Annotated in this window: 25 protein-coding genes and 1 pseudogene; 16 read left to right on the top strand and 10 right to left on the bottom strand. The window is 54.7% G+C overall.

Translation table 11 applies throughout. The features are described 5' to 3' along the window. Window positions 1-208: pseudogene (locus QJ48_RS39035) on the bottom strand (polysaccharide biosynthesis protein); the annotation flags it as partial. A 1-nt stretch (window position 209) separates the two neighbouring features. Between QJ48_RS39035 and QJ48_RS31360 the strand changes: the two are divergent. Then, window positions 210-1,673: a polysaccharide biosynthesis protein gene (locus QJ48_RS31360; protein ID WP_054977266.1), complete on the top strand. Its 1,464-nt coding sequence runs from the start codon at window positions 210-212 to the stop codon at window positions 1,671-1,673. A 159-nt stretch (window positions 1,674-1,832) separates the two neighbouring features. On the opposite strand, the gene QJ48_RS31355 is transcribed toward QJ48_RS31360, so the two are convergent. Further along, a complete protein-coding gene (locus QJ48_RS31355) occupies window positions 1,833-2,195 on the bottom strand; it encodes a cupin domain-containing protein (RefSeq protein WP_054977265.1) in 363 nt (120 codons plus the stop codon). 112 nt (window positions 2,196-2,307) lie between these two features. Next, complete coding sequence (locus tag QJ48_RS31350) at window positions 2,308-3,744, bottom strand: PLP-dependent aminotransferase family protein (RefSeq protein ID WP_054977264.1); 1,437 nt, start codon at window positions 3,742-3,744, stop codon at window positions 2,308-2,310. Window positions 3,745-3,859: 115 nt separating this feature from the next. Between QJ48_RS31350 and QJ48_RS31345 the strand changes: the two genes are divergently transcribed. Together QJ48_RS31345 and QJ48_RS31340 are read left to right on the top strand one after the other, a co-directional pair. Then, on the top strand, window positions 3,860-4,813 hold the full coding sequence (locus tag QJ48_RS31345; protein WP_054977263.1) for a DMT family transporter: 954 nt from the start codon (window positions 3,860-3,862) through the stop codon (window positions 4,811-4,813). Window positions 4,814-4,934: 121 nt separating this feature from the next. Continuing rightward, entirely contained in the window at window positions 4,935-6,122 is a 1,188-nt protein-coding gene (locus tag QJ48_RS31340) for a hypothetical protein (RefSeq protein ID WP_054977262.1), read from the top strand. Between the two features lie 23 nt (window positions 6,123-6,145). On the opposite strand, the gene QJ48_RS31335 is transcribed toward QJ48_RS31340, so the two are convergent. Beyond that, on the bottom strand, window positions 6,146-7,435 hold the full coding sequence (locus QJ48_RS31335) for a DUF2515 domain-containing protein (RefSeq protein ID WP_054977261.1): 1,290 nt from the start codon (window positions 7,433-7,435) through the stop codon (window positions 6,146-6,148). Window positions 7,436-7,580: 145 nt separating this feature from the next. Between QJ48_RS31335 and QJ48_RS31330 the strand changes: the two genes are divergently transcribed. After that, entirely contained in the window at window positions 7,581-9,158 is a 1,578-nt protein-coding gene (locus QJ48_RS31330; RefSeq protein ID WP_054977260.1) for a copper amine oxidase N-terminal domain-containing protein, read from the top strand. A 131-nt stretch (window positions 9,159-9,289) separates the two neighbouring features. Here QJ48_RS31330 and QJ48_RS31325 read toward each other — a convergent pair whose 3' ends face one another. Continuing rightward, window positions 9,290-9,502, bottom strand: coding sequence for a hypothetical protein (locus QJ48_RS31325; protein ID WP_054977259.1), 213 nt, complete (start codon window positions 9,500-9,502; stop codon window positions 9,290-9,292). Window positions 9,503-9,510: 8 nt separating this feature from the next. Next, entirely contained in the window at window positions 9,511-10,353 is an 843-nt protein-coding gene (locus QJ48_RS31320) for an SPFH domain-containing protein (protein ID WP_054977258.1), read from the bottom strand. Window positions 10,354-10,567: 214 nt separating this feature from the next. Here QJ48_RS31320 and QJ48_RS31315 point away from each other — a divergent pair, with 214 nt between their 5' ends. The 6 genes from QJ48_RS31315 (at window position 10,568) to QJ48_RS31295 (ending at window position 15,700) form a co-directional block, all read left to right on the top strand. Beyond that, window positions 10,568-10,912 carry a co-chaperone YbbN gene (locus QJ48_RS31315; RefSeq protein ID WP_025850086.1) on the top strand — a complete coding sequence of 115 codons (345 nt, stop codon included), beginning with the start codon at window positions 10,568-10,570 and terminating at the stop codon, window positions 10,910-10,912. Window positions 10,913-11,134: 222 nt separating this feature from the next. Further along, window positions 11,135-12,088 carry a heme A synthase gene (locus QJ48_RS31310; RefSeq protein WP_054977257.1) on the top strand — a complete coding sequence of 318 codons (954 nt, stop codon included), beginning with the start codon at window positions 11,135-11,137 and terminating at the stop codon, window positions 12,086-12,088. A gap of 88 nt (window positions 12,089-12,176) precedes the next feature. After that, window positions 12,177-13,937: a UbiD family decarboxylase gene (locus tag QJ48_RS31305; protein WP_054977256.1), complete on the top strand. Its 1,761-nt coding sequence runs from the start codon at window positions 12,177-12,179 to the stop codon at window positions 13,935-13,937. Next, window positions 13,930-14,085: a hypothetical protein gene (locus QJ48_RS37165; RefSeq protein ID WP_157261817.1), complete on the top strand. Its 156-nt coding sequence runs from the start codon at window positions 13,930-13,932 to the stop codon at window positions 14,083-14,085. Before QJ48_RS31305 ends, QJ48_RS37165 begins: the two co-directional genes overlap by 8 nt. Further along, window positions 14,079-14,777 carry a Cthe_2314 family HEPN domain-containing protein gene (locus QJ48_RS31300; protein ID WP_054977255.1) on the top strand — a complete coding sequence of 233 codons (699 nt, stop codon included), beginning with the start codon at window positions 14,079-14,081 and terminating at the stop codon, window positions 14,775-14,777. The genes QJ48_RS37165 and QJ48_RS31300 overlap by 7 nt, the downstream gene beginning before the upstream one ends. Before the next feature lie 104 nt (window positions 14,778-14,881). Then, window positions 14,882-15,700 (top strand): SDR family oxidoreductase, encoded by an 819-nt coding sequence (locus QJ48_RS31295; protein ID WP_054977254.1) that lies wholly within the window; start codon window positions 14,882-14,884, stop codon window positions 15,698-15,700. Window positions 15,701-15,765: 65 nt separating this feature from the next. Here the strand turns inward: QJ48_RS31295 and QJ48_RS31290 are convergent, their stop codons facing one another. Continuing rightward, window positions 15,766-16,014, bottom strand: a complete 249-nt coding sequence (locus tag QJ48_RS31290) for a NifU family protein (protein WP_054977253.1) — start codon at window positions 16,012-16,014, stop codon at window positions 15,766-15,768. Between the two features lie 77 nt (window positions 16,015-16,091). On the opposite strand from QJ48_RS31290, the gene QJ48_RS31285 reads away from it, so the two are divergent. Continuing rightward, on the top strand, window positions 16,092-16,349 hold the full coding sequence (locus QJ48_RS31285) for a YuzB family protein (RefSeq protein WP_054977252.1): 258 nt from the start codon (window positions 16,092-16,094) through the stop codon (window positions 16,347-16,349). Window positions 16,350-16,352: 3 nt separating this feature from the next. Here the strand turns inward: QJ48_RS31285 and QJ48_RS31280 are convergent, their stop codons facing one another. Then, window positions 16,353-17,417: an NAD(P)/FAD-dependent oxidoreductase gene (locus QJ48_RS31280; RefSeq protein WP_054977251.1), complete on the bottom strand. Its 1,065-nt coding sequence runs from the start codon at window positions 17,415-17,417 to the stop codon at window positions 16,353-16,355. Between the two features lie 31 nt (window positions 17,418-17,448). Beyond that, complete coding sequence (gene mqnE, locus QJ48_RS31275; protein ID WP_054977250.1) at window positions 17,449-18,552, bottom strand: aminofutalosine synthase MqnE; 1,104 nt, start codon at window positions 18,550-18,552, stop codon at window positions 17,449-17,451. A 437-nt stretch (window positions 18,553-18,989) separates the two neighbouring features. Between mqnE and QJ48_RS31270 the strand changes: the two genes are divergently transcribed. Both QJ48_RS31270 and QJ48_RS31265 read left to right on the top strand, forming a co-directional pair. Then, a complete protein-coding gene (locus QJ48_RS31270) occupies window positions 18,990-19,175 on the top strand; it encodes an aspartyl-phosphate phosphatase Spo0E family protein (RefSeq protein WP_036679471.1) in 186 nt (61 codons plus the stop codon). Window positions 19,176-19,258: 83 nt separating this feature from the next. Beyond that, a complete protein-coding gene (locus QJ48_RS31265; RefSeq protein WP_054977249.1) occupies window positions 19,259-19,621 on the top strand; it encodes an iron-sulfur cluster assembly accessory protein in 363 nt (120 codons plus the stop codon). A 184-nt stretch (window positions 19,622-19,805) separates the two neighbouring features. On the opposite strand, the gene QJ48_RS31260 is transcribed toward QJ48_RS31265, so the two are convergent. After that, complete coding sequence (locus tag QJ48_RS31260; protein WP_054977248.1) at window positions 19,806-20,054, bottom strand: helix-turn-helix transcriptional regulator; 249 nt, start codon at window positions 20,052-20,054, stop codon at window positions 19,806-19,808. 190 nt (window positions 20,055-20,244) lie between these two features. Here QJ48_RS31260 and QJ48_RS31255 point away from each other — a divergent pair, with 190 nt between their 5' ends. From QJ48_RS31255 to QJ48_RS31245, 3 genes are all read left to right on the top strand, one after another. Next, window positions 20,245-20,553: a hypothetical protein gene (locus QJ48_RS31255; RefSeq protein ID WP_054977247.1), complete on the top strand. Its 309-nt coding sequence runs from the start codon at window positions 20,245-20,247 to the stop codon at window positions 20,551-20,553. Window positions 20,554-20,691: 138 nt separating this feature from the next. Then, window positions 20,692-21,156: a MarR family winged helix-turn-helix transcriptional regulator gene (locus QJ48_RS31250; RefSeq protein WP_054977246.1), complete on the top strand. Its 465-nt coding sequence runs from the start codon at window positions 20,692-20,694 to the stop codon at window positions 21,154-21,156. 314 nt (window positions 21,157-21,470) lie between these two features. Further along, a complete protein-coding gene (locus QJ48_RS31245) occupies window positions 21,471-21,929 on the top strand; it encodes an SRPBCC family protein (protein WP_054977245.1) in 459 nt (152 codons plus the stop codon). Window positions 21,930-22,051 lie beyond the last annotated feature (122 nt).

Raw genomic sequence — 22,051 nt, 5'->3', positions numbered from 1 at the left:
CGATCAGCGGAAACAGCAGCAGCGCCGGTGCGATGGCCTGGATCGGCAGCGCCGCCTGCGGGTTAAGGATGCTGTCGGCAAAATACGGCGCTGCGGCGTACAGCAGTACGGTCATCAGCACGCCTGCGCAGACGGCGAACCACAGCGCCGCCTTGTAGATCCGGTCCGCCTCCGCATGCCGGCCGAGCGCGGTCTTCTCGGAGATCATTTTGCTGAGCGCGCTCGGCCGGCATGCGGAGGCGGACCGGATCTACAAGGCGGCGCTGTGGTTCGCCGTCTGCGCAGGCGTGCTGATGACCGTACTGCTGTACGCCGCAGCGCCGTATTTTGCCGACAGCATCCTTAACCCGCAGGCGGCGCTGCCGATCCAGGCCATCGCACCGGCGCTGCTGCTGTTTCCGCTGATCGCTATCATGCGCGGCTACTTCCAGGGACGCCGGATGATGATGCCGAACGGCATATCGCAAATCATCGAACAGCTGTTCCGCGTCGTCACTTCGGTGGCGCTTGCTTATTTGCTGCTCACCCACAGCTTGGACTATGCCGTTGCGGGAGCTTCGTTCGGCGGCGTGGTCGGCAGCATCGCTGCTGCGGCCGTGATGCTGTACTATGCGATGCGGCTGAAGCAAAGCGACCGCCGCGAACGCTCTGCGGGGGGGGGAGACACCGCCGAGGAGAGCACGGGTGCCGCACCGCTGACATTCAAAGCGATCTATGCGCAGCTGTTCAAGCTGTCCGTGCCGATCGTCATTTTCTCGATGACCGTTACGTTGATTTATACGATCGATTCGTCGATCGTTACCCTGCTGCTTAAAGATCGGCTCGGTGAGGAGGCCGCCCGGGAAATCCTCGGGATCTTGACCGGCCGGGCGCAATCGCTGGCAGGCATTCCGATCATTCTCGCCGTAGCGCTCAGCCAATCAGTCGTTCCGATTATTTCGTCGGCGTATTCGCAAAGGGACATGAAGCAGGTATCCGATCAGACGGCCAAAGTATTGCAATTATCGATTCTTTCCGGCCTGCCGATGGTGCTGCTCATCAGTCTGGCGGCCCGTCCGATTAACGGATTTATTTTCGGAAATACGACCGGCTCGCCGATTGTCGATACGTATGCCGCTCCGATCATCACCTTGCTCACCGTTAGCGCGATGTTCCAGATCGTCATGCAGACCTCGGGCGCGGCACTGATGGGGATGGGCCGCATGAGGCCGCTCGTGATAAGCGTAATCCTTGGCATCGCAGTCAAGCTGGCAGGCAGCTATGCGCTGGCTCCGTACTGGGGCATCTACGGCATCATCGCGTCCACCGCTCTGTGTTTCATCGTGATGACGTGGCTCAACCTGGCAGTGCTGCGGTCCGCCGTGCCGTTCCGGGTGTTCGGCCTGCGCCGCTGGCTGTCGCTCGCGGCGACGACGGCGTTGATCTGCCTGATCGGCTATGGACTGGAGCAGCTTTGTGTTGCCTACATCCATCCGTTCGGCATCGAACGCTGGGACGATATGGTACAATCCTTGATCATCTGTGCGATCGCCGGCGGGGCTTACCCTGTCCTGCTCTTCCTGACGCGGGTCATGACGCTGCACGATTTGCAGCATCTGCCCGGACCGCTCCGGATGCTGGCGAAGCCGCTGCTCGCCCGTTTGGGCCGCACGACGCAGCAAGAAAAGCGCTAAGCGAAGCGTTAGCGCTGATAGACGATTATGAAAATAGCCCCAAACCTTCCAAGCAGATGCTGCTGCGGAGGTTCGGGGCTATTCGTTGTCAGGAAGCGGCCTCGATGAGAACGTTATCATTGCAGCGTACGCCGCACCACCCGGACGGCTGTTCGCCGCTCATGGCTGCTGATTTTTGTGCCGTATCGGGCCGGCATGGCACCAAAGGGTCACGATCGGCTCATCGATGCTGGAGTGCAGGTGATGATCTTCCCCCGGCTCCACGACGATAATATCGCCTACGGCTACAGGGTGGAACGTCTTGTCGATCTCCATTGTCCCGCGGCCTTGCACGATCAGGAACGCCTCACAGTCCGTATGGACGTGATAGTCCCGGCCGTCCGGCCCTTCGTTCGTGTGGCTGCGCTCGCCCGGCTTGCTGAACGCCAGGCCGCCCGAGGATACATAGGCGCCTGGCAGCACCTGATTCAGAATATGCCCTTCGCGGGCGTCCGGCAGCTCGCTCAAACGGTATTTTTTCATTCGCGGTGATCCCTCCGTTTTTTGGGAAAAGGGGTAATTCCGATTTCGTAATGATCATATCCGATTCGGGCTGCGATGGGTATTGAAGAAATTAAGAAAGACATGGAATCTTTTATGCTTTGTTCGATGGAGGCTCTACGGAAAACCAAGCTTGCTCCAAAATCCTCGCCGCAGCGTCGATGTCTGCCTCAGATAGCCCGGCGAAGCCAAGCAGGATGACCGGGTCCGAACCTTCGGGCACAGGCTCGAAGCAATAGCCGGAGATGCCGTACACCTTGATGCCCGCTCCCTTCGCGAGGGATACCAGTTCTTCCTCGCTCAGGCCGTTGCGCACCTTCAGGAGCAGGTGCAGGCCGGCGTTTTCCCCGATAATGTCGACGGGCTGGGGAAACCTGCGTACTGCCGCTACAAGCCGGTCCCTTTTTCTTTTGTAAATGCGGCGCATCTTGTTCAAGTGCTTCTCGAAATGCCCTTCCTTGATAAATTGGTACAGGACGTGCTGATCGATGCGAGAAACGGTCGAGGCATAAGAAATGTAATGCGTGCGGTACACTTCCAGAAGCCGGCCGGGCAGCACCATATAGCTGATGCGCAGAGAAGGGGACAGCGGCTTCGACAGCGTGCCGATATAGATCACTTTGCCGCTCGAATCCATCCCGTGCAGCGAAGGGATCGGCTTGCCGCTGTAGCGGAATTCGCTGTCGTAATCGTCCTCGATGATATATCGGCCATCCCGTTCGTTGACCCACTGGAGCAGCCGCATCCGGCGGTTGACCGGCATGACCATGCCCATCGGGAACTGATGGGAGGGTGTCGTGTACACGATGTTCGAGCGTCCGTCCGCAAGCTGCGCAACGTCGACGCCCTCTTCATCCAGCGGCAGCAGCTGAACGTCAATGCCGTAGCTTCGGAGAATGCGGTACATCCGGTAATATCCCGGATTCTCGACGGCGAACGAATTGTCCCGGCCCAAAATTTGCAGCAGCAGCTGAAACAGGCTCTCCGTTCCGGCGCCGACGATAATTTGCTCCGGGGTGCAGGAAACTCCGCGGGAGTAGTACAGGTATTGGGAAATCGTGCTGCGAAGCCTTTCGTCTCCCTGCGGATGCCCAAGCTGCAGCAGCGACTTGTGCTCGGATTGAATCGTTTCTTTAGCCAGCTTCTTCCATACGGTAAAAGGGAACACGTCCAAATCGATACTGGTCGGCGAAAAATCGTACCGGGGAACGATGGCGTCCGTGTCCATTGAAAGCATTCGCAGAGCGGGTATCGGGGCTTCAGCGCCGATCCGCAGCACCTCGTCCGTTTTGCTGACGAAAAATCCGCGCTTCGGAACCGCTTCGACATAGCCTTCCGCAACCAGCTGCTGATAGGCGGTTTCGAGCGTATTTTGGCTGATGCGCAAATATCCGGCCAGCTTGCGCTTGGACGGCAGTCTCGTCCCGTAGGAAAGATGCCCCGACTCAATTTCCCGCTTAATGTGCATGTAGAGCTGATCGTATAAAGGCTGCTTCCGTCCCGGGTCCAAATGAACCGTGAACATGTCCATGAACGATGCCCCTCCCTTAAACTGACCTCATCGTTTTGCATAAAACTGAAGCTTATGATCCGTTCAAATAATGATTATAATCGAAAAAACACAGACAGGAAAGGACATAAGCAGCATGTTGAAAAAGTCGTATCGAGGAAGAAATCTCGGGCTGGCGCTCATCATTGTCGGTGCCGGCTGCTGGGGATTGTCGTCCCCCATGATGGAATGGTTGTTTTCCCATCAGAAAATGTCGTCCACGGCGCTTCTGCAATTCCGGTTCATGCTATCGGGTGTCATCCTGCTATTGATCGCCATGGTCAGAAAGCAGAATATATGGAAGGTTTGGACCGATCTTCGCATGGTCCTGTCTTTAATCATCTTTTCGGTTTGCGGGATCATGGTGCTGCAGTACGCGTTCATCAGCACCGTCGAAACGGGGAATGCCGTGACGGCTACCTTGTTTCAATTTTTGAGCCCGGCGGTCGTTATGATCGTGCTGGCGTTCAAGAAGCGGAAGCTGCCGACCTGGATCGAGGCGGTGCTGGTTTCGCTCTGTATCATCGGGTTGTTTTTCATGGTCACGAACGGGTCGCTGCAAGGGATTTCCTTGTCGCTCAAAGCCGTCGGCTGGGGGCTGGCCACGGCTGCTGCGTTCGCCTTCTATACGTTGTTTCCGGTTCCGCTCATCCGCCGCTGGGGCGGCACGCTTGTGTTGGGCTGGGGGATGCTGATCGGCGGGATCGTGTTTAACGCACTGCCTGTCTCGGGGGGCTTTTACTCGGCTGTACAGGGCATGGACGCCATCTCCTGGATTCTCGTGCTGTTTATCGTCTTGTTCGGTACGTGTCTGGCCTTTTTGTTTTATTTGGAAAGCCTTCATTACCTGGAGCCCGCCGAAACGAACACGCTGTCTGTCATGGAGCCGCTCGTGACGATCGTCGTTTCGATGCTTTGGCTTGCGGAGCCATTGAAATTTTTTCAAATCATGGGTGGTCTGTTTATCGTCGCTTCGTCCGTCCTGCTGTCCGTGAAGCCTTGGGACAAAAGAGCGCGAGGCGGGGAAAGGCCTGTGAGCGAAGGATTGTAACGGGCTGTCGGGGCCGGCAAGCCTAAAAAAATACAGCCGATTCCAAAACAAATCCATCCTCTCCTATCCGAACAAGTAGTATGATGAAGAGATCAAGGGATTAGGGAAGGGGAGATCCGTCATGACCGCGCGGGAAACGTGGATTGCGGAAGTCGAAGGAATCGAAACGCTGGATACGCATACCCATTTGATCGGGGACAAGCTGTGTGCGCAGAGCTTTTGGGACATTGCCCATTATTTCTGGTTTAACCGGGAAATGCAGGCGGGCGGATATCCCGCCGACGCGGCGGAGCTGCCGGGGAAGGAGCGCATCGAAGCTTTCATGAAGGCGTACCGCGCCACACGGAATACGCTGATGAATTGGACCGTCACGTATATTTTCAAGCAGCTGTACGGGATCGAGCTTCGTGACGAGCGCTCCGTCTACGAAGCCGATGAGGCGGTGCGGGCGTCGGCTCACAAGGCGGGCTGGGCGCAGCAGGTGGCGGACAAGCTGAACGTCCGCGCCTTCGTGGTCAATCACCCGGACCACGCGAAGTTTGTCGGCATGAAGCGCGACGCGATTTTGCTTCCGCGGATCGACGGCAAGCTGCCGCAGTGGACCCGCAACATAGCGGCGTCGGCACAGCCGGAGGAAGCGTATGAAGAAGCGAGGCAAAGCATAAATACACTGTTCGCATCATACCGGGAACAGGGGTGCCCGGGCGTGATGACGACGCTGCCCGCTTTCGAGGCCAGCGCCAACCGCTCGTATTCGTTGAAAGCCGGTGCGACGGAGGACCAGATCTTGATGATGCTTCTGCATGCGGTGTGCGAAGCGGCCGAGCGTCACGGGTTGATGGTGCAAATCTTCGTGGGCGTGGAACGGTCCTGGTGCGGTACCGCGACTCCTGTCAACGATCCGCTTAAGATCGTCAAGCTGTCCGGCTTGTTCGAGCGTTATGCCATTCCGTTCGAGTTGGTGGTCGCCTCGGAGCTGAACAACCTGGACATCGTCCAAGCCGCGTGGAATTTTCCCAATGTGCACACGGGCGGGCAGTGGTGGTTCAATTTCCGCGCCAGCACATACCGCGATGCGATGCAGTACCGGCTGGAGGCGCTGCCTGCGCTCAAAAGCTCGCTTATCGTCTCCGACGCGCGCTGCATTGAATGGAGCTACGGCAAAATCGCGCTCGTCAAACGGCTGATGGCCGAGTTTCTCTTCGAGCAGACGGAGCGGGGCTGGATCGACCGCGAGACGGCGCTGCAGGTCGCCAAAGGCTGGCTCTACGAGAGCGCGGCGCAGCGTTACGGCTTCCGGGAGCAGTAAGCGCGCCCGACGGAGCCTGCCCATTAAACGAGCAGATCGCTGGCGAGCACGGCAAGCTCGATTTTTTTCAGACCGATACCGCATTCCTGCGTCATTTCGAAGGAGAACGGCGCACTGATTTCCTTAAAATAGTCAAGGACGGACAGATCGCGGAACCAATCTCCGGGGACGGGCGGTTCGATGTCTCTGTCCTTCCATGCATCCGTCAGCGCCGGGCTGTACAGCGGGGCCGCGCCGGGCCGCAGCTTGCAGCCGTCAAGCCGCTCCAGCAGCTGGCCGCGGGGCCGGGGCGGCTCCTTGCGAACGGGTGCGAACAGGTGCGGCCAGTAATCCGCGCGGGAGCCGCTGTGACGGCGTCCGCAGGCGAATGCCCGAGCGCCTTCGGCTACCGCACGTATCCCGAATAGAATAGCATACAGCTTTTTGCCGACCTCGATGCGCTCCCGCACGCTACTGAAGTTTTCCAGAATCAGACCTGCGAGCCGTATACGTTCGCCTTGAACATATGGAAACACAACCTGGTTCAGCTGAAGCAGCGTCTGCGTCTGAAAAAACAACGTGTCAAGCACGGTGCTTTGAAACGAAGGGTGACGGACGACGCGCTCCTCAATATAATGCTGCTCATTGATGATTAAGGCGATGGTGAGCAGCCCGGATTCCCGCTCGATCCAGAAGCGGTCCCAGACCGGGCGCATAAAGCGCGAGACGCCGAGCCGGGGAAGCAGATGAAACAACGGACGTTTCAGCTGCAGGCTCGCCCGGTACAGCAGAAGCTGCGGGTAAGCGTCCCGGAAGATGAGCGCGTTGGCCCTTTCTAAAAAAGCGAAGACGTTCTCGCACTGCTCTTCGTTCAGCAGAAACGGCAGCAGATCTCCCCGCAGATCCGTCATGCTCCAGCCCCCGTTGCGCGACACCATATGGGCCAGAAACGCCCAATGCAGCTCGGGATGCTCCCGGTACATATGCAAATAAGCCGCGGTACGCGTTACGTTGTTGCGGATGTGCACGTCCCGCTCACGTATGATGCGCTCCAGCAGCTCCTGCTCCTCTTCTTTGGCCTCAGGCCCGGTCTCCGGGGTTTCTTTTGCCGGCTCCGCGTTCCCTTCCTGCAGTGCAAGCTTCCATTCCAGCCGCTTGCGCAGCGTTTCGACCGAAAGCGGATCGATCGGAATGCGATGCGCTGCGGCCAGCAGCTTTTTTTCATGCGCTACCGTTTGCGCTTTTCCTTTGATCCACTCTACCGCTTCTTGTGGCAAATCCGCCAGCTTATGGAGCAGATCGATGCCGTTCCAACGGTATTTTCCCCGGTTCATGATCCGAAACCTCCCGCCTTAAAAAAAAGGATTTTCCAAACTGCTGTCGTATAATTCCATATGCACGTGCGCAACGTTCTGCCAATTATTTCGTATAAGACGGTAGGTTGCATGCATTATAGTACATATTTTTAGGAGGTTCCCGATGAGAACAAAACGTTGGAACGCCATGCTCAGCCTCGTGCTGGTCGGCATCCTGATCCTGCTCGCCGGCTGCCAACCGGTCGGCAATGTCGACGTAGGCAAGGCGATGGCCGGAAGCTTGGCCGTCAAATCTTCGGAAGGCAAGCAAACGGTGACGCTTGAGCTGACGCCGGACCCGGCGGTCACGATGTCGCTGGAGGGCAAGCGGGTTTTCGAGCTGTTCAGCAAGGTGAAAATTGATATTACCGAGATGAAGATGCAAGATCAGCTGCATATGTCTATGAAAGGTGCATTCGAGTATCAGAAGGGCCGCGTGCCGTTCGAGCTGGTCATGTCCGACATGAATTACACGCTCAAAATCGAAGGCGCGAAAAAGCCGATCGTGATCCGCAACAGCGCGACAGCGATGAACGGCTCCGCTGCCGAGCTTCCGAAGGAAGTGCAGGAGCAGCTCCAGCAGCTTAGCAAGAAGGCGGTCGAAGCGATGCCTTCGCTCACGTCGTTCTTCACCCGCAACTTCCCGAACCCGAGCAAAATTACGGCTGCGGAAGTGAACGAAACCGTAAACGGCGAAGCGCTGACCCTGCAAAAGGTTCATGCCGAAATTTACGGCAACGAGCTGCTTGGTTTGGTGAAAGGCTTCTTGACGAACGTGCTCGCCGACGATCAAGGCCTGAAAGATTTTATCGGCGTGCTGTATGATCTGTACGTGCCGATTTTGAAGGAAGTAGCCAAGGAAGCCGGCAAGAGTGAGGCCAATTCGATGAACGACACGCTCACGCCTTATTTGAACAATAAAGCGCTGGCGGTAGAATTCATTCATACGTTCCTTAAAACCCACTTGGAGCAAATGCTCAAGGATTTCGACACGTCGGTCGACGCGATGGGTCCGGAAGCGAAAGCTTGGTTGAGCGACAATCAATCGCTTAAGATGGACCTGTATGTAGACAAAGATTACGTAACCCGCAAATCGAACACGGAAATTGGTTTCACCCTTCCACAAGGCAAGGGAGACGGCTTGAAAAGCGTCAAAATCACGTCGGTCTATGAAGTGTGGAACGTGAACAAGCCGGTACAGGCGGCTACGATTGATACCGCCGGCGGCGTTATCGAAATGAACGGTGCGGACGGCCGCATGAGGGCAAGCAAATTCGTCGCATCGCTTGATCCGAACTCCCAGCTGTATAAGCTGCTGAAAGACGATCTTGGCGTAACGAAGAAAAATATCAGCATGATCGTCGGCGAAGACAAAGAGCTTTCTTTCGGCACGCTCCCGTATAACGACAACGGCACGATTATGGTTCCGGCGCGTTTCGTCGTCGAGGAACTGGATGCCGACGTGAAGTGGGATGAGGCAACCAAGCAAGTCAAAGTGACCGATCCACTCAACGGCGCGGTGCTCGTATTAACGATCGGCAGCGACGAAGCTACTGTTAACGGCAAGACCGTGAAGCTGGAGAAGCCGGCCGTTCTCGTAGAAGGCGTTACTTATGTTCCTGTTCGCGTCGTTTCCGAAGGTCTCGGAGCGAAAGTAGGCTGGGAGCAAGAAACGCAAACCGTTAAAATTACCCGCGATTAATTTGGCTTCATCCTTAATATGTGCTTGAACGGCCGGACTATTCCGGCCCTGGAAGCAAAAAACAGCCTCCCATCCGACTCCGCCTCGGAAAGATGGGGGGCTGTTTCTTATTTTATATACGAGGATCAGGCTTAATCCTGGGTTGAATCGGAAGTCGGGGCTTTCGTCTCCGTTCCCGGTCCCAGCGACCGGGGGGAGGGCAGCCGACCGGCTCGGGCAGCCGTCTCGCGCAGCAGGTATTCGATGTGGCTGTTGACGCTGCGGAACTCGTCTGCCGCCCATTTTTCCAGCACTTCGTACAGCTTCGGATCAAGCCGCAGCGGGAAATTTTTTTTGCCGGCCATGGCGACCGTCAGTACAAGCTTCCCGTATTGATGACCGGATTGGCGGAACGGTCCGACACGATGGCGACGAGCAGATTGTTGATCATGGCGGCTTTGCGTTCTTCGTCAAGCTCGATGACGCCTTCTTGCTGCAATTGGGCGATAGCCAACTGCACCATGCCGACGGCACCTTCTACAATTTTGGCCCGGGCGGCGATGATCGCCGTTGCCTGCTGACGCTGCAGCATGGCGCTCGCGATCTCCGTGGAATAAGCCAGATGCGTCAAACGCGCTTCAAGGACTTCGACGCCGGCTACCGACAGGCGATCTTGCAGCTCTCGGCTCAGCTCTTGGGCAACCTCTTCGGAGTTGCCGCGCAAGGAGTAGCCGTTCTCGTAGGAATCGTACGGATATTTGTTGGCTACATGCCGCAGTGCGGTTTCGCTTTGGATTTCAACGAACTGCTCATAGTTGTCGACATCGAAGCTGGCTTTGGCCGAATCGACGACGCGGAAGACGACGACGGCGGCGATTTCAATCGGATTGCCGTCGATATCGTTCACCTTTAACTTGGCGCTGTTGAAGTTGCGGACGCGCAGCGATACCTTTTTACGTCCGGAGAACGGAACTGTTACCCACATACCGCTCTCGCGCAGCGTTCCGGCGTAGCTGCCGAAGAACGTCACGACCATCGCCTGATTCGGTTGAATGACCGTCAATGAGGATAGCGGCAGCACCGACAGGACGATCAAGACGATACCCAGAGCGGGTGAAGCTTCGGTAATCAGCAGAAAAAGTCCTCCTCCGACCAGCGCAAGCACCAGCAGCAGCCCGACAAATCCGTTCATCACCCATGCTTTTCTTTCCTTCATCGCAAGCACTCCTTTTGTTTGAGGGTGTTATATTGCTTTGATATTTTTATGATATCACTTTTAGTAATAATTGTAAAGTAGGATGAAGTGGAAATTTTAATTTTGCAATGAAATTGGGCCCGCCTACGGAAGATTGACAGAAGCCGCTCCGAGTGCTATAAGTGGGGTAAGCGAAAGAAATAGCGAAAAACGATGACCGAAGGCGGTGCTTTCCGTGGAACAAGTGACAACCGAACAACGATTTAGAGAAGTAATCGCCGGCTCCAAGCCGACCGTTGCTGTTTTCAAAACGACCTGGTGCAAGGATTGCCATTTCATCGATCCGTTCATGCCTCAAGTGGAGGAAGCGTACCAAGATCGCCTGAACTTCATTCATATTGACCGCGACGATTTGCCGGACCTTTGCTCGGAATTGAACATTTTGGGCATCCCGAGCTTTATCGCGTTCCGCGACGGGCAAGAGCTTGTCCGTTTTGTCAGCAAGCTGCGCAAAACGCGTGACGAGATCGAGCAGTTCCTGGACCGTGCGCTGGAAGTATCGAACGCCTTGCAAAAGTAACAGCCATATAGGGCCAAAGCTCAAAAGCCCGCCGGAAACCGTTCCGGGCGGGCTTTTGTTCGTTCAGAGGGCGGTGCAGCCGTTTCGTCCGGTTTCAAGGCTTTGTAACATTTCCGCATGGATTTAGGTAGTTTTTATCGCTATAATAGGGGTTGGACGTTCGCTTTTGTCTAATGTTGTCGACAAATTTTGATAGACGTATTTTATAGAAGAAGCGGGTGAATGTTACGCATGAACATACAACGTTGGTTAAAACGCTTATCTTTTGCGAGCATGGCCGGCATGTTTTTGATCTTACTGATGGGCGCGTTGGTAACGAAAACGGAATCGGGCCGGGGCTGCGGCGACGATTGGCCGCTGTGCAACGGAAAGTTCGTTCCTGCTTATACGATCGAATCGATGATTGAGTACAGCCACCGCTTTGTGGTCGGCATTGTGGGGATGATTTTGCTCGCTACGACCATTCTTGTGCTGCTGTACAGCCATCGCAAGGATGCCAAATGGTACGTAGGCGGGGCGATGGCGTTCACGGTGCTGCAAGCGATCCTCGGCGCCATGGCCGTCGTATGGCCGCAATCCGGGCCGGTGCTTGCGCTGCATTTCGGCTTCTCGCTGCTGTCGTTTGCCTTTACGCTGCTGCTGTACCTGGTATACACGAAATTCGGAGAGGCGATGCACCGCGGCGACGGAACGAGATTGACCCGCGGGGTGCGTGCCGCCATTTGGGGCATTTTGATCTACTCTTATGTCGTCGTTTATTTGGGCGCCTTCGTCCGGCATACCGAATCGACCGGCGGCTGTATCGGCTGGCCCTTGTGCAACGGACAAGTCATTCCGGAGCTGACCGGGGCGACCGGCATCGTATTCATGCACCGCGCCGCGGCTGCGGTACTGGGGATCGCCATTCTGGTGCTATTCCTGGTCGTGCGGATGCAGGCGCATACGGATAGCTCGATCTATCGGGCGGCCCGCTTATCGCTGGTGTTGATCATCCTACAAATTTTAAGCGGCGGCTTTGTTACGCTCTCCATGGGATACGACATTTATCTGGTCGCCAGCATGCTGCATGCGCTGTTGATCTCCTGCTTGTTCGGCGTCCTATGTTACTTGGGGATAACGTCTCTGCATGCGGCAGAGGGGAAGGTACAGGCTTACGCGGCTCCTCGGCTGCCGTAAGCCTCTCTTTTTACTATAAGTCCTCTTGGGGGACCTTTAGCAATGATCTATTTCACTTCGTGGGATGAAAGAAGGGAGACGCTCGGCCATGAGATTCGAAAATTTACGCAGCTTTCTGGAAGCGCTTCGTAAGGAAAATCAATTAAAAGTCATCTCCGCGCCGGTCGATCCGAATTTGGAGCTTGCCGAAATTCACCGCAGGGTCATCGACGAGCAAGGGCCTGCGCTGCTGTTTACCAATGTAAAAGGCGCTTCCTTCCCGGTCGTAACGAATCTGTTCGGCACAAGCCGGAGGGTAGACCTCGCGTTCGGGCCGCGTCCCGAGCAGCTGATGAAGGATATTATCGCGGCGAAGGATACGCTGCTTCCGCCGACGCCGAAGGCGGTCTGGGACCAGCGGCAGCTTCTTCTGGACCTGCTCAAAGTCGGGACCAAAAACGTGTCCTCCGACGCCGCTCCGGTGTTGCAGCAGTGCAAGACCGACGCGCCGCTTGCCGGGCTTCCCGTATTAACGAGCTGGCAGGAAGACGGAGGACCGTTCGTTACGCTGCCACTTGTATATACCGAGCATCCGGAGAACGGTCATCATAACCTGGGCATGTACCGGATGCAAGTATACGACGACCGGACAACAGGCATGCACTGGCAAATTCATAAGGGCGGCGGCTTCCATTACCACGAAGCGGAGAAGCGAGGACAAGCGCTGCCGGTGACGGTTTTTCTCGGCGGACCGCCGGCCTTGATCGCATCGGCGATCGCGCCGGTGCCCGAGCATTTACCGGAGCTGCTGCTGACCTCGCTGATTATGGGGCAGAAGCTTCCGCTCGTGGCTGATCCGAAAGGTGGACATCGTCTCGTCGCCGAGGCGGAATTTGCGATTCGCGGCTCGGTAGCGCCGCATGTGCGCCGTCCCGAAGGTCCGTTCGGTGATCATTACGGCTATTATTCGCTGACTCACGATTTTCCGGTGTTCAACGTGAGCCATGTATGGCATCGTAAGGATGCGATTTATCCGGCAACGATTGTCGGCAAGCCGAGACAAGAGGATTACTATCTCGGAGAGTTTCTGCAGAAGCTGCTGTCGCCTGCCTTCCCGATGGCGATGCCGGGGGTCAAAGACCTGTGGACGTATGCCGAAACCGGATTTCATGCGCTTGCCGCGGCAATTGTCCGTGAAAGCTACAGCCGTGAAGCGATCGTCTCGGCGTTCCGTATTCTCGGCGAGGGCCAGCTGTCGCTGACGAAATTTTTGATAGTGACGGATCGGGAGTTAGACTTGGAACGTTTTCCGACGTTGCTGGAAACGGTGCTGGAGCGGTTCGATCCGCTGCAGGACTTGTACGTATTCGGCAATACGTCGCACGATACGCTCGATTATACCGGCGACCGGCTTAACCACGGAAGCAAAGCGGTACTGGTCGGCGTCGGCGAGCCGAAGCGGGAGCTGCCGGCCGTCTATATGGGCGGGGAGCTGCCGGGCATTTCGGCTGCCGCCGTCTACTGCCGCGGCTGTCTCGTCGTCTCCGGCGCCTCCTATACGGACGATCCCGGATTGGCTAACCGGTTGGCGGAAGAGGCGGGAGATCGTCTGGCCCAGTGGCCGCTTGTCATCGTCGCGGACGAGACGTCCATTGCCGGCGACCAGACGGCGTTTCTGTGGACGGTGTTCACCCGCTTTAACCCGGCGGCCGATATTTACGCGCGCACGCAGGTCAAGCGTCATCATATAGGCTACGAGCTGCCGCTCGTGATCGATGCCCGGATGAAGCCCGGTTACCCGGACGAGCTTTTCCCGCGGGAAGATATCGTGAAGCTGGTCGATTCCAGGTGGAGCGAATATTTTGCTTAATATCATGAAAGCAACCGACGATAGCGGCGTGTCCTTTACCCAGGGCCATGCGCCGCTGTCGTTTTTTTTGCAGATGCGATTGTTTTTGCAAAACGGGATCGGGTATACTGAATGGGACAACGGGATGGGATGGGGACACCTATGTTAAGAGCGATTTTTGGCGAGCCGCCCCGGCAGGACAGCGGGCTGCTGCTTGAGGCCAACGAGGCGATCCGGGGATATTTGCGAACCGTCACCCGGACAAAAAAGGGTGCAGCTCCGACTCCGCAAGAGCGCCGTTATGGGATCTGGTGCCAAAGCTTTCTGCGGGCATTGGATGAATTGGAGCAAAGCCAGTATGCGGCTGCCCGTTACGGGGAGCGTGTGAAAACAGCATTCGTCGACCGGATGGAACGCGAAGAGCTGGACGATTACCACCGCCATTTATATTATTACAACAACGCACTGATTCGTCTGTTCGCCGTGCTGGATAAGCTCGGGCATTTTATGAACGAACGGTTTGCTTTGAAGACCGAAAAAATCAAATCGCGGTTCTCATATTTCACTGTGCTTCGCAATATGCATCAACATAAGCTGTTTACCGATTTGGAGGCGAGGCTCTACGAGCTTAAAACGAGCTACAAAGAGCCGCTTACGCGTCTGCGGAATCAGCGCAACATGGAAATCCATACGATTAACGCCGACCTGCTGGACGATCTGATGAAAGCGGAGGAAGCGAAATACGGGGAACGGCTGCGTTCCGAGACGGAGGATGTCCGCGGAAATTTGGCCGATCTCGAGCAAGGCTGCGACATGGCGTTCCGCTCGGTGACGACCGTATTTCGTTATGTGGTCCGGTGATCCGGGACGGGCTGAAGTTGCGTTTCGGATTAAGTTGAATCGCTCTCCGGCTTGCACTATACTTTGTATAGAACGGGAACGAACGAGAAGCGGGAGGTGGGAGCATGAAGGAGCAGCGGAAAACCGCCCTCATTACGGGAAGCGCCAAAGGTCTTGGTAAAATGACCGCGCTCCTGCTTGCCGAACGGGGAAGCGATATCGTGCTCAATTACGTGCACAGCGAGAAGGAAGCGTTCGAGCTGCGCGAGGCGATCCGCGGCAAGGGTGTGCGCTGCGAGGCGGTTCAGGGAAGCGTAGCCGTTCCCGAGGACAGGGAAAGGCTCGTGCAGGAAGCGGTCGGCCATTTCGGTTCGATCGATATTTTGATTAACAACGCCGGTCCGTTCATCCGCGAGCGCCGGCTGTTTATGGAGTATGAACTTGGGGAAATCAACGAGCTGATGCAGGGCAATCTGCTTGGCGTGATGCATTTGGATCATCTGGTTATTCCAATGATGCGGCACAAGCAGTGGGGCCGGATTATTCACTTCGGCTTCGGCCATGCGGCGGAGGCGCGGGGATGGCCGCACCGGGCCGCCTATGCGGCAGCCAAAGTCGGTCTCGTCTCCTTCACGAAAACGTTGGCCGTGGAAGAAGCGCCGGAAGGGATTACGGTCAACATGATATGTCCGGGGGACATTCGCGGCGCGAATAAAGAGCGGACGATCGGCGAGGTGGAGCATTTGCAGGATGACGAATCTCCACGCGGACGCCCCGGAACGGGAGAGGATATCGCTCGGGTCATCGCCTTTTTATGCGAGGAGCGCTCGGATTTCATTACCGGCAACATTATGGACGTGTCCGGAGGACTGGACCCGATCCGCGCCATGATCGGCAGCGGGTCCGTGCAAACGGCCGCAAGCGGCACAAAAAAACAGCCCTGAGCGGCGCATGGAGCATGCGGGCTCGGGGCTGTTCTTCGTAGGACTGCGATCCGGCGGTCAATGCATTAGAATACTTGCATAACCTCTTGAACGCCTTCCACTTCTTCAAGCAGCGCGCGCTCGATACCGGCTTTCAGCGTGATGGTCGAGCTCGGGCAGCTGCCGCAAGCGCCCATCAAGCGCAGTTTAACGATGCCGTCTTCAACGTCGACCAGCTCTACGTCGCCGCCGTCGCGTTGCAGGAACGGGCGCAGCTTATCTAGAACTTCAAGAACCTCGTCGTACATGGTGCCTTGCTGAGTGTTCTCGCTCATTTGCATCATCTCCCTTCTTATTTTATTATAGTACAATCGATCGAAAATTAAAATGGCTGTAAGGCAGGCGAAGTGCGATGAGACCGATCATTGAATTTTGTACGAACAATATGCACCACGGGACAGCCAAACTGATGCAGGAGCTGGAACAAAATCCGGAATACGACGTGATCGAGTATGGATGTCTCGGCAACTGCGGCGAATGCTATTTGGCTCCGTTCGCGCTGGTGAACGGCGAGATCGTAGCGGCAGCCACCGCAGAGGAGCTGGAGGCGGCTATTCAGCTTAAAATAAAAGAGATCGAGGATATGCTCGATCTCTTTCAAGACGAATAAAGTTTACCCCAGATGGCGCTTCGACATCCAGAGCACGCCGCTCTTCAAAGCGCGGGGCACCATGCCGAGCATGACCGTCCGTTTGCCCATCAGGCCGAAACCGGCTTTTTTGCCGAGCGATCCGAGAACTCCCTTGAGCTTGATTTTACCGAGCCGGGGAGTTTCATTTTTCCATACGGCTTGCAGTACTTCCGCCACTTGCTTGCCTTGCGCTTCTGCCGCTTGTCCGCTCGGGGAGAAGGGCAGGGCCGCACAGTCGCCGACGACGTAAATTTCATTATAATCGGGCAACTGGTGGTATTCGTTAATCGTTAACCGTCCTTGATTGTCCTTGGGCAGATTCAAGTTTTGCACGATTGGGCTGGGCTGAATGCCGGCGGTCCAGATGGTAATGTCGGTCTGAATGATTTCCTGCTGGTTATACAGCAGACCGCTTTCCAAGCGGCTTAACGATACGTGCGAGCGCAGCTCGATGTCGTGCTCCAGCATCCACTCGCGCACATACCGCTGCAGCCTTTCCGGGAACGGAGACAGGACGCTGGCGCCGCGGTCCAGGATGCGGATGTTCAAGTCCGGCCGGCTTTCGCGCAGCTCCGCAGCCATTTCTACGCCGCTGAGACCGCCTCCGACAATAGTGATCTGACCGTAAGGAGCCGCATCGTTGGAAGCCTGGTATGTTTTGCGGGTTGCGGACAACGACTGAATACTGTTCGAGAATTCCTCCGCCCCGGGAATGTTATGGTATTTGTCCACGCATCCGAGCGCGATAACCAGCCAGTCGTACGACAGCGGTTCGTCGTTCGCGAAACGGATCACCTTCTGCTCGGGATCGACAGCCGTGACTTCGCCGTATTTCAGAATCAATCTCGGATCTACCGGAAAATGCACCCGGATGTCTTGTTCGGACACCGTTCCGGCAGCAAGTGCGTAATATTCCGTCTTCAATCCCTGATAAGGCATCCGGTCGACCATGATCATCACCGTATCGGCCGGGATGTCTCCTTCCAGCAATTCTTTCGCTACCGTCAGTCCGCCGTAGCCTCCGCCCAAAATGACAAGTTTTTTCATACAACGGTTAACCCTTTCTCTTATGACTTAATTAGTAGACCTTGATCTCGTTATAGAAAGTATCGCGCTCGACGGCAATGCGGCCGGCTCCTTGAATGAGCCAAACCAGTTCGTCCCGTGTCATGCCTTCCGGCGAGGTCGCTCCAGCGGCATGGCTGATGCGTTCCTGGATAATCGTGCCGTGGGCGTCCGAAGCGCCAAATGTCAGGGCGATTTGCGTAAGCTGCGTACCGAGATTGATGAAATAAGCTTTGACATGCTGAATGTTGTCCAGCATCAGACGGCTGATCGCAATCGTCTTCAGATTGTCGAAGGCCGATACCCGGCGCTTGATGCTGGCATTGACGCTGGCCGGCTGAACCGAGTTCGGTATAAAGACCATGAAGCCGCCGGTTTCGTCCTGCAGCTCGCGCAGGTACATCATATGCCGGATCCGTTCTTCGAACGTCTCGATGGAGCCGAACAGCATGGTGGCGTGCGTTTTCATACCGAGTTGATGCGCGGTGCGATGCACTTCCAGCCACGCTTCGGTGGATGCTTTGTCGACCAAGTGCATTTTTTTGCGGTAACGCTCGGACAAAATCTCCGCGCCCCCGCCCGGCATCGTGCCGAGTCCGGCATCCATCAGCGTTTGCAGCACTTCTTTATAGCTTAACCCGCTGAGCCGGGAAAAAAACTCAATTTCTGCCGCCGTGTGGGCCTTGATGGTCACATTCGGATAGCGCTGCTTCAGCCCCTTGATACAGTCGACATAATATTGAAACGGCACGTTCGGATTGTGGCCGCCCGTAATGTGGAATTCCCGCATGTTCGGGTGGTAGTGCTTGTCGATGTAATCGAACATTTGCTCAGCCGTCAGCGTATACGCGCCGTCCTCGCCTTCGTCGCGGCGGAAATGGCAGAACGCACAGTGCTCCTCGCACACATTGGTGAAGTACAGGCTCATGTTGTCGACGAAATACACTTTTTTGCCGTTCTTTTTCAGGTTCACTTGGTTTGCTAATTGTCCGATGGTTAATAAATCGTCCGTTTCGTACAGAAAAACGCCGTCTTCCAGGGTCAAACGCTCTCCGTGCTCCACTTTTTCGGCGATTTCGGCCATGCGCCTTTCCTGGCTGTTGATAATCATACTCATGGTTTAGCCACCTCCGTAAATGGGTCAGGCGCCCCTGGTTTCCGCTGACGGGACGCTCTGTCGATGAAGTTGTGCAAACGATACTGGGAATGCGTCTTTCACAGTCTGCTGCGGGCGAGCCGGCGGAAGCTGTGAAAGCTTGCACATGGTCAACCGGCCAAGGACACACAGGCAGGCGAAGCTTGGACGTATTCCATGAAATACGAAGCTTCGCTTGAGCGCTTGGTCAGACCGACAATGTGTTTCTCCCGAATGACACGTGTGATAAACAATACTCCTTATTATAAACCTACTGCCGTAGAGGGGCAATACATGAATCGTTAAAACTATATTCCTGTTGTAAAAACGAACAAGATAGGGTTTAGTTCCTATTTTCATGGGCAGAGGAGTCTAGTATACTGTTAGATTGAAATAACATTGGGTAGGACGGTGCCAAGTTGCTTACTCCAGCTCTCGATGAGCAGGCCTCCATTTCCGAAGAAATCGAAGACATGCGTGAGCAGATGGTAAGCTTAGGCAATCAGCTCGGGTTCATGCATCCGGAAGTGCAGCACTGCAGCAGACAATTGGACCAATTGCTGCTTCGATATTATGAAGCCGATAAAACGGACAACCGCAAATGAGGCAGCCCTTGAGGACCGAGGCCGGAAGGAGTATACTTCTATATAGAAGTACATTTTCGAGCAGGTAAGGGAGGTATGGCGATATGATTAAAATCAGCGAAACGGCTTGCGATAAAATTAAAGAAATGCTCGCGGCGGAGGAAGCTCCGAATATGTTCCTGCGCGTGGGCGTCAAGGAAGGCGGCTGCAGCGGCTTTTCCTACGGGATGGGCTTTGACGACAACGAGCAGGAAGGCGACAAAGTCATGGACATCCACGGACTGAAGGTCGTCGTGGACGAAGAGAGCGCCAAATATTTGTACGGCGTGGAGATCGATTTTCAAGACACCGGTATCGGCGGCGGGTTCAGCATTCATAACCCGAATGCGGTAGCCACATGCGGCTGCGGCTCCAGCTTCCGTACGAAGCCGGAGGAAGAAGCGCTGGCTCAGCCTTGCGAGGATTGAGGCTCTGTCAAAGCAGTTTTTAAATAAACGGTAACAACCCGAGAATGGGGTTGTGCTTTAGGTACCTCTTGACGTTATTTTTCGGAATAATCGTTGGGGGGTATTTTGTTTGTAAGCTTGAAAGTGGGAATGGTATATGGAAAATAAATTAAGACGGCAGCTTGTCGGTCAGAGGTTAACTCCCTTATTCCGATCGGCTGCCGTCTTTTTGTATTACGCTAAAAAGTTCATTTGGAGTGATGTTAAAATAAGCGCACAATTTGGCTATAAGTTCCGCAGGAATTCGTTTATTTTCCATATCGACATTATTAATCAAGTCATTGATTGTTGATCGGCGATATTTAATTTCGGTTGAGAGTTTAAGCGCCGAGATATTTTTCTTCTTGATGATGTCACCAAGATGACAGTGTAATCTCACATCGTTAATATCCATATCAATAAGCTCCTATTCACATTCCACTAGAAATAAATATAGCAAAAAGATAATAAGTAATCTATTGACCGTTTAACGATCAATTGTTATAGTGGTGATATGAACGTTTAACGGTCATGATATCAACGTTCTTTTTGCAACTTCATCTTTGGTACTTCTGCGGAACTAAAACAAAAAGGAGTGGCAGAACATGTTGAAGAGGGTAACCCTTGTTCTCGAAGCAGGTGAAAATGATTTTGAACTTACAGATGCTTATTTGACGCCGGACGAGTCGCACGCATTTTTTATTTCAAGCCATATTGTTCATTATACCATGGCTTCCCGGACGCAAAATCATCGAATTTACGTGGAATGCGGCGCCAGATTAATTTTAGGCAAGACGCATAAAGGGGACATTACTATTTTCGACCTGCACGAGAAACTCCAGGCCATGACAGCCTACGAGCTTCTGAATTTCCACGTGCACCATGATGCAGATAAACTGAGCCTTATTCGTTGAAGGTGGGTTCTCTTTTGACGCAATAAATGGGTTTCATAGGTGAAACAGGAAAAAGATTGACGGCTCGTCCTTATCGTTATAATATTTATTTTAATAATATTTATCGCGATAAATAAATTGTTCAGTGAGGGATACGCAATGAGTCTAATCGACTACTGTATCATGATTGGGGAACTGCTGCGGGTCATTGATACAAAGCATTCGAAGATCGTGAGCCAGCATTACTCTCCACACAATCTGACCGGCCCGTCGATCAACATTTTGCTGCTGCTGCATCATGAAGGTCCGACCCGGGTGGGCGATATCGGGGCGCGGCTCAATATGGTGGACAGCAACGTATCGGCAGTGTGCTCGCGGCTGGAGACGATGGATATGATCGAGCGCGTAAGGACGAAGGAAGACCAGCGGGTGGTCAAGATTCAATTGACCGACACGGCCCGGGATAAGATGGTGGAAATTCTCGGGAACGTGAGAGACTTCCAGGAGCTGTTCGTGAAGAACGCGTCGGAGAACGATTTGAAAGATATTGTACATGGTCTGACGAAGCTGAACGAACTGCTGGAGAATGTATTAAAGGAAAAAGCAAACTCCCAGCAAACATGAGACTCTCCGAGGGGGCCGTACAGACACTTCGGCTGGTTATCCGCTCGCTGTTTGAGAAGGCTGAGTAGGAGCGGGCAGCAGCTCTTATACCCTGCCGCCAAAAAGCGCCTGAACTCGCGGGTTTCGTGAGTTTCGGGCGCTTTTTGACTTTCACCGACACCTTGAATGCGGTTGCAGTGCATCATGTTCTTGGTCATTAGAAAATACGGTTTCGTTGCTCAAATAACCATTTTGTAGTAATATCAGAACAGGTGTTTGTTACCGGGGGGCGTGGAAGACGCAGCGCTTCGTTCGATTTGGAGAGGAGGACGAATATGCCGGTAATCAGATCCGAATTGTACATAGAAGCGCCGATTGAAACCTGCTTCGATCTGGCGCGAAGCATCGACGTACATGCCCAATCGACTTCGCAAACGAAGGAAAGAGCGGTCGGCGGAGTCATGAGCGGGTTGATCGAGCTGGGACAGACGGTGACGTGGGAGGCCGTCCATTTTGGCATCAAGCAGCGGCTGACCGCTAAAATAACGGAGTTTGAGTCGCCTTTTTATTTTGTGGACGAGATGGTCCGGGGCGCATTTAAGCGGTTTCGGCATACACATGAGTTCTGCGCCGTCGATTCGGGAACGTTGATGATTGACGAATTTGATTATACGTCACCGTTAGGGCCTGTTGGCAAGCTAGCGGACCGGATGTTTCTGGAATCGTACATGAAGAATTTTTTGCTGAAACGAAATCTCTACATTAAACAGCTGGCGGAGAAGCAAGCCGGATGAATGCAGGACCCATGCAAAAAGCGGACGCTCCTGTACAAGGCGTCCGCTTTTTTTGCCGTTGATGATGGCATGCCGCAGGCCGGCTCACTGTTTGGCGTATACATGCAGGCGCTCGATATGTT

Source organism: Paenibacillus sp. A3, assembly GCF_001399685.1.
Taxonomy (GTDB): Bacteria; Bacillota; Bacilli; order Paenibacillales; family NBRC-103111; genus Paenibacillus_G.
This window is presented reverse-complemented; position numbering and strand designations above follow the sequence as displayed.

Coding starts and splice junctions, on each gene's coding strand:
- QJ48_RS31285 (WP_054977252.1), top strand. CDS start 16,092: ATGAGACCGATCATTGAATTTTGTACGAACAATATGCACCACGGGACA.
- QJ48_RS31325 (WP_054977259.1), bottom strand. CDS start 9,502: ATGGCCGGCAAAAAAAATTTCCCGCTGCGGCTTGATCCGAAGCTGTAC.
- mqnE (WP_054977250.1), bottom strand. CDS start 18,552: ATGAGTATGATTATCAACAGCCAGGAAAGGCGCATGGCCGAAATCGCC.
- QJ48_RS31310 (WP_054977257.1), top strand. CDS start 11,135: ATGTTACGCATGAACATACAACGTTGGTTAAAACGCTTATCTTTTGCG.
- QJ48_RS31340 (WP_054977262.1), top strand. CDS start 4,935: ATGACCGCGCGGGAAACGTGGATTGCGGAAGTCGAAGGAATCGAAACG.
- QJ48_RS31250 (WP_054977246.1), top strand. CDS start 20,692: ATGAGTCTAATCGACTACTGTATCATGATTGGGGAACTGCTGCGGGTC.
- QJ48_RS31345 (WP_054977263.1), top strand. CDS start 3,860: ATGTTGAAAAAGTCGTATCGAGGAAGAAATCTCGGGCTGGCGCTCATC.
- QJ48_RS31255 (WP_054977247.1), top strand. CDS start 20,245: ATGTTGAAGAGGGTAACCCTTGTTCTCGAAGCAGGTGAAAATGATTTT.
- QJ48_RS31280 (WP_054977251.1), bottom strand. CDS start 17,417: ATGAAAAAACTTGTCATTTTGGGCGGAGGCTACGGCGGACTGACGGTA.
- QJ48_RS31330 (WP_054977260.1), top strand. CDS start 7,581: ATGAGAACAAAACGTTGGAACGCCATGCTCAGCCTCGTGCTGGTCGGC.
- QJ48_RS31245 (WP_054977245.1), top strand. CDS start 21,471: ATGCCGGTAATCAGATCCGAATTGTACATAGAAGCGCCGATTGAAACC.
- QJ48_RS31350 (WP_054977264.1), bottom strand. CDS start 3,744: ATGGACATGTTCACGGTTCATTTGGACCCGGGACGGAAGCAGCCTTTA.
- QJ48_RS31300 (WP_054977255.1), top strand. CDS start 14,079: ATGTTAAGAGCGATTTTTGGCGAGCCGCCCCGGCAGGACAGCGGGCTG.
- QJ48_RS31355 (WP_054977265.1), bottom strand. CDS start 2,195: ATGAAAAAATACCGTTTGAGCGAGCTGCCGGACGCCCGCGAAGGGCAT.
- QJ48_RS31265 (WP_054977249.1), top strand. CDS start 19,259: ATGATTAAAATCAGCGAAACGGCTTGCGATAAAATTAAAGAAATGCTC.
- QJ48_RS31295 (WP_054977254.1), top strand. CDS start 14,882: ATGAAGGAGCAGCGGAAAACCGCCCTCATTACGGGAAGCGCCAAAGGT.
- QJ48_RS31320 (WP_054977258.1), bottom strand. CDS start 10,353: ATGAAGGAAAGAAAAGCATGGGTGATGAACGGATTTGTCGGGCTGCTG.
- QJ48_RS31335 (WP_054977261.1), bottom strand. CDS start 7,435: ATGAACCGGGGAAAATACCGTTGGAACGGCATCGATCTGCTCCATAAG.
- QJ48_RS31290 (WP_054977253.1), bottom strand. CDS start 16,014: ATGAGCGAGAACACTCAGCAAGGCACCATGTACGACGAGGTTCTTGAA.
- QJ48_RS31305 (WP_054977256.1), top strand. CDS start 12,177: ATGAGATTCGAAAATTTACGCAGCTTTCTGGAAGCGCTTCGTAAGGAA.
- QJ48_RS31260 (WP_054977248.1), bottom strand. CDS start 20,054: ATGGATATTAACGATGTGAGATTACACTGTCATCTTGGTGACATCATC.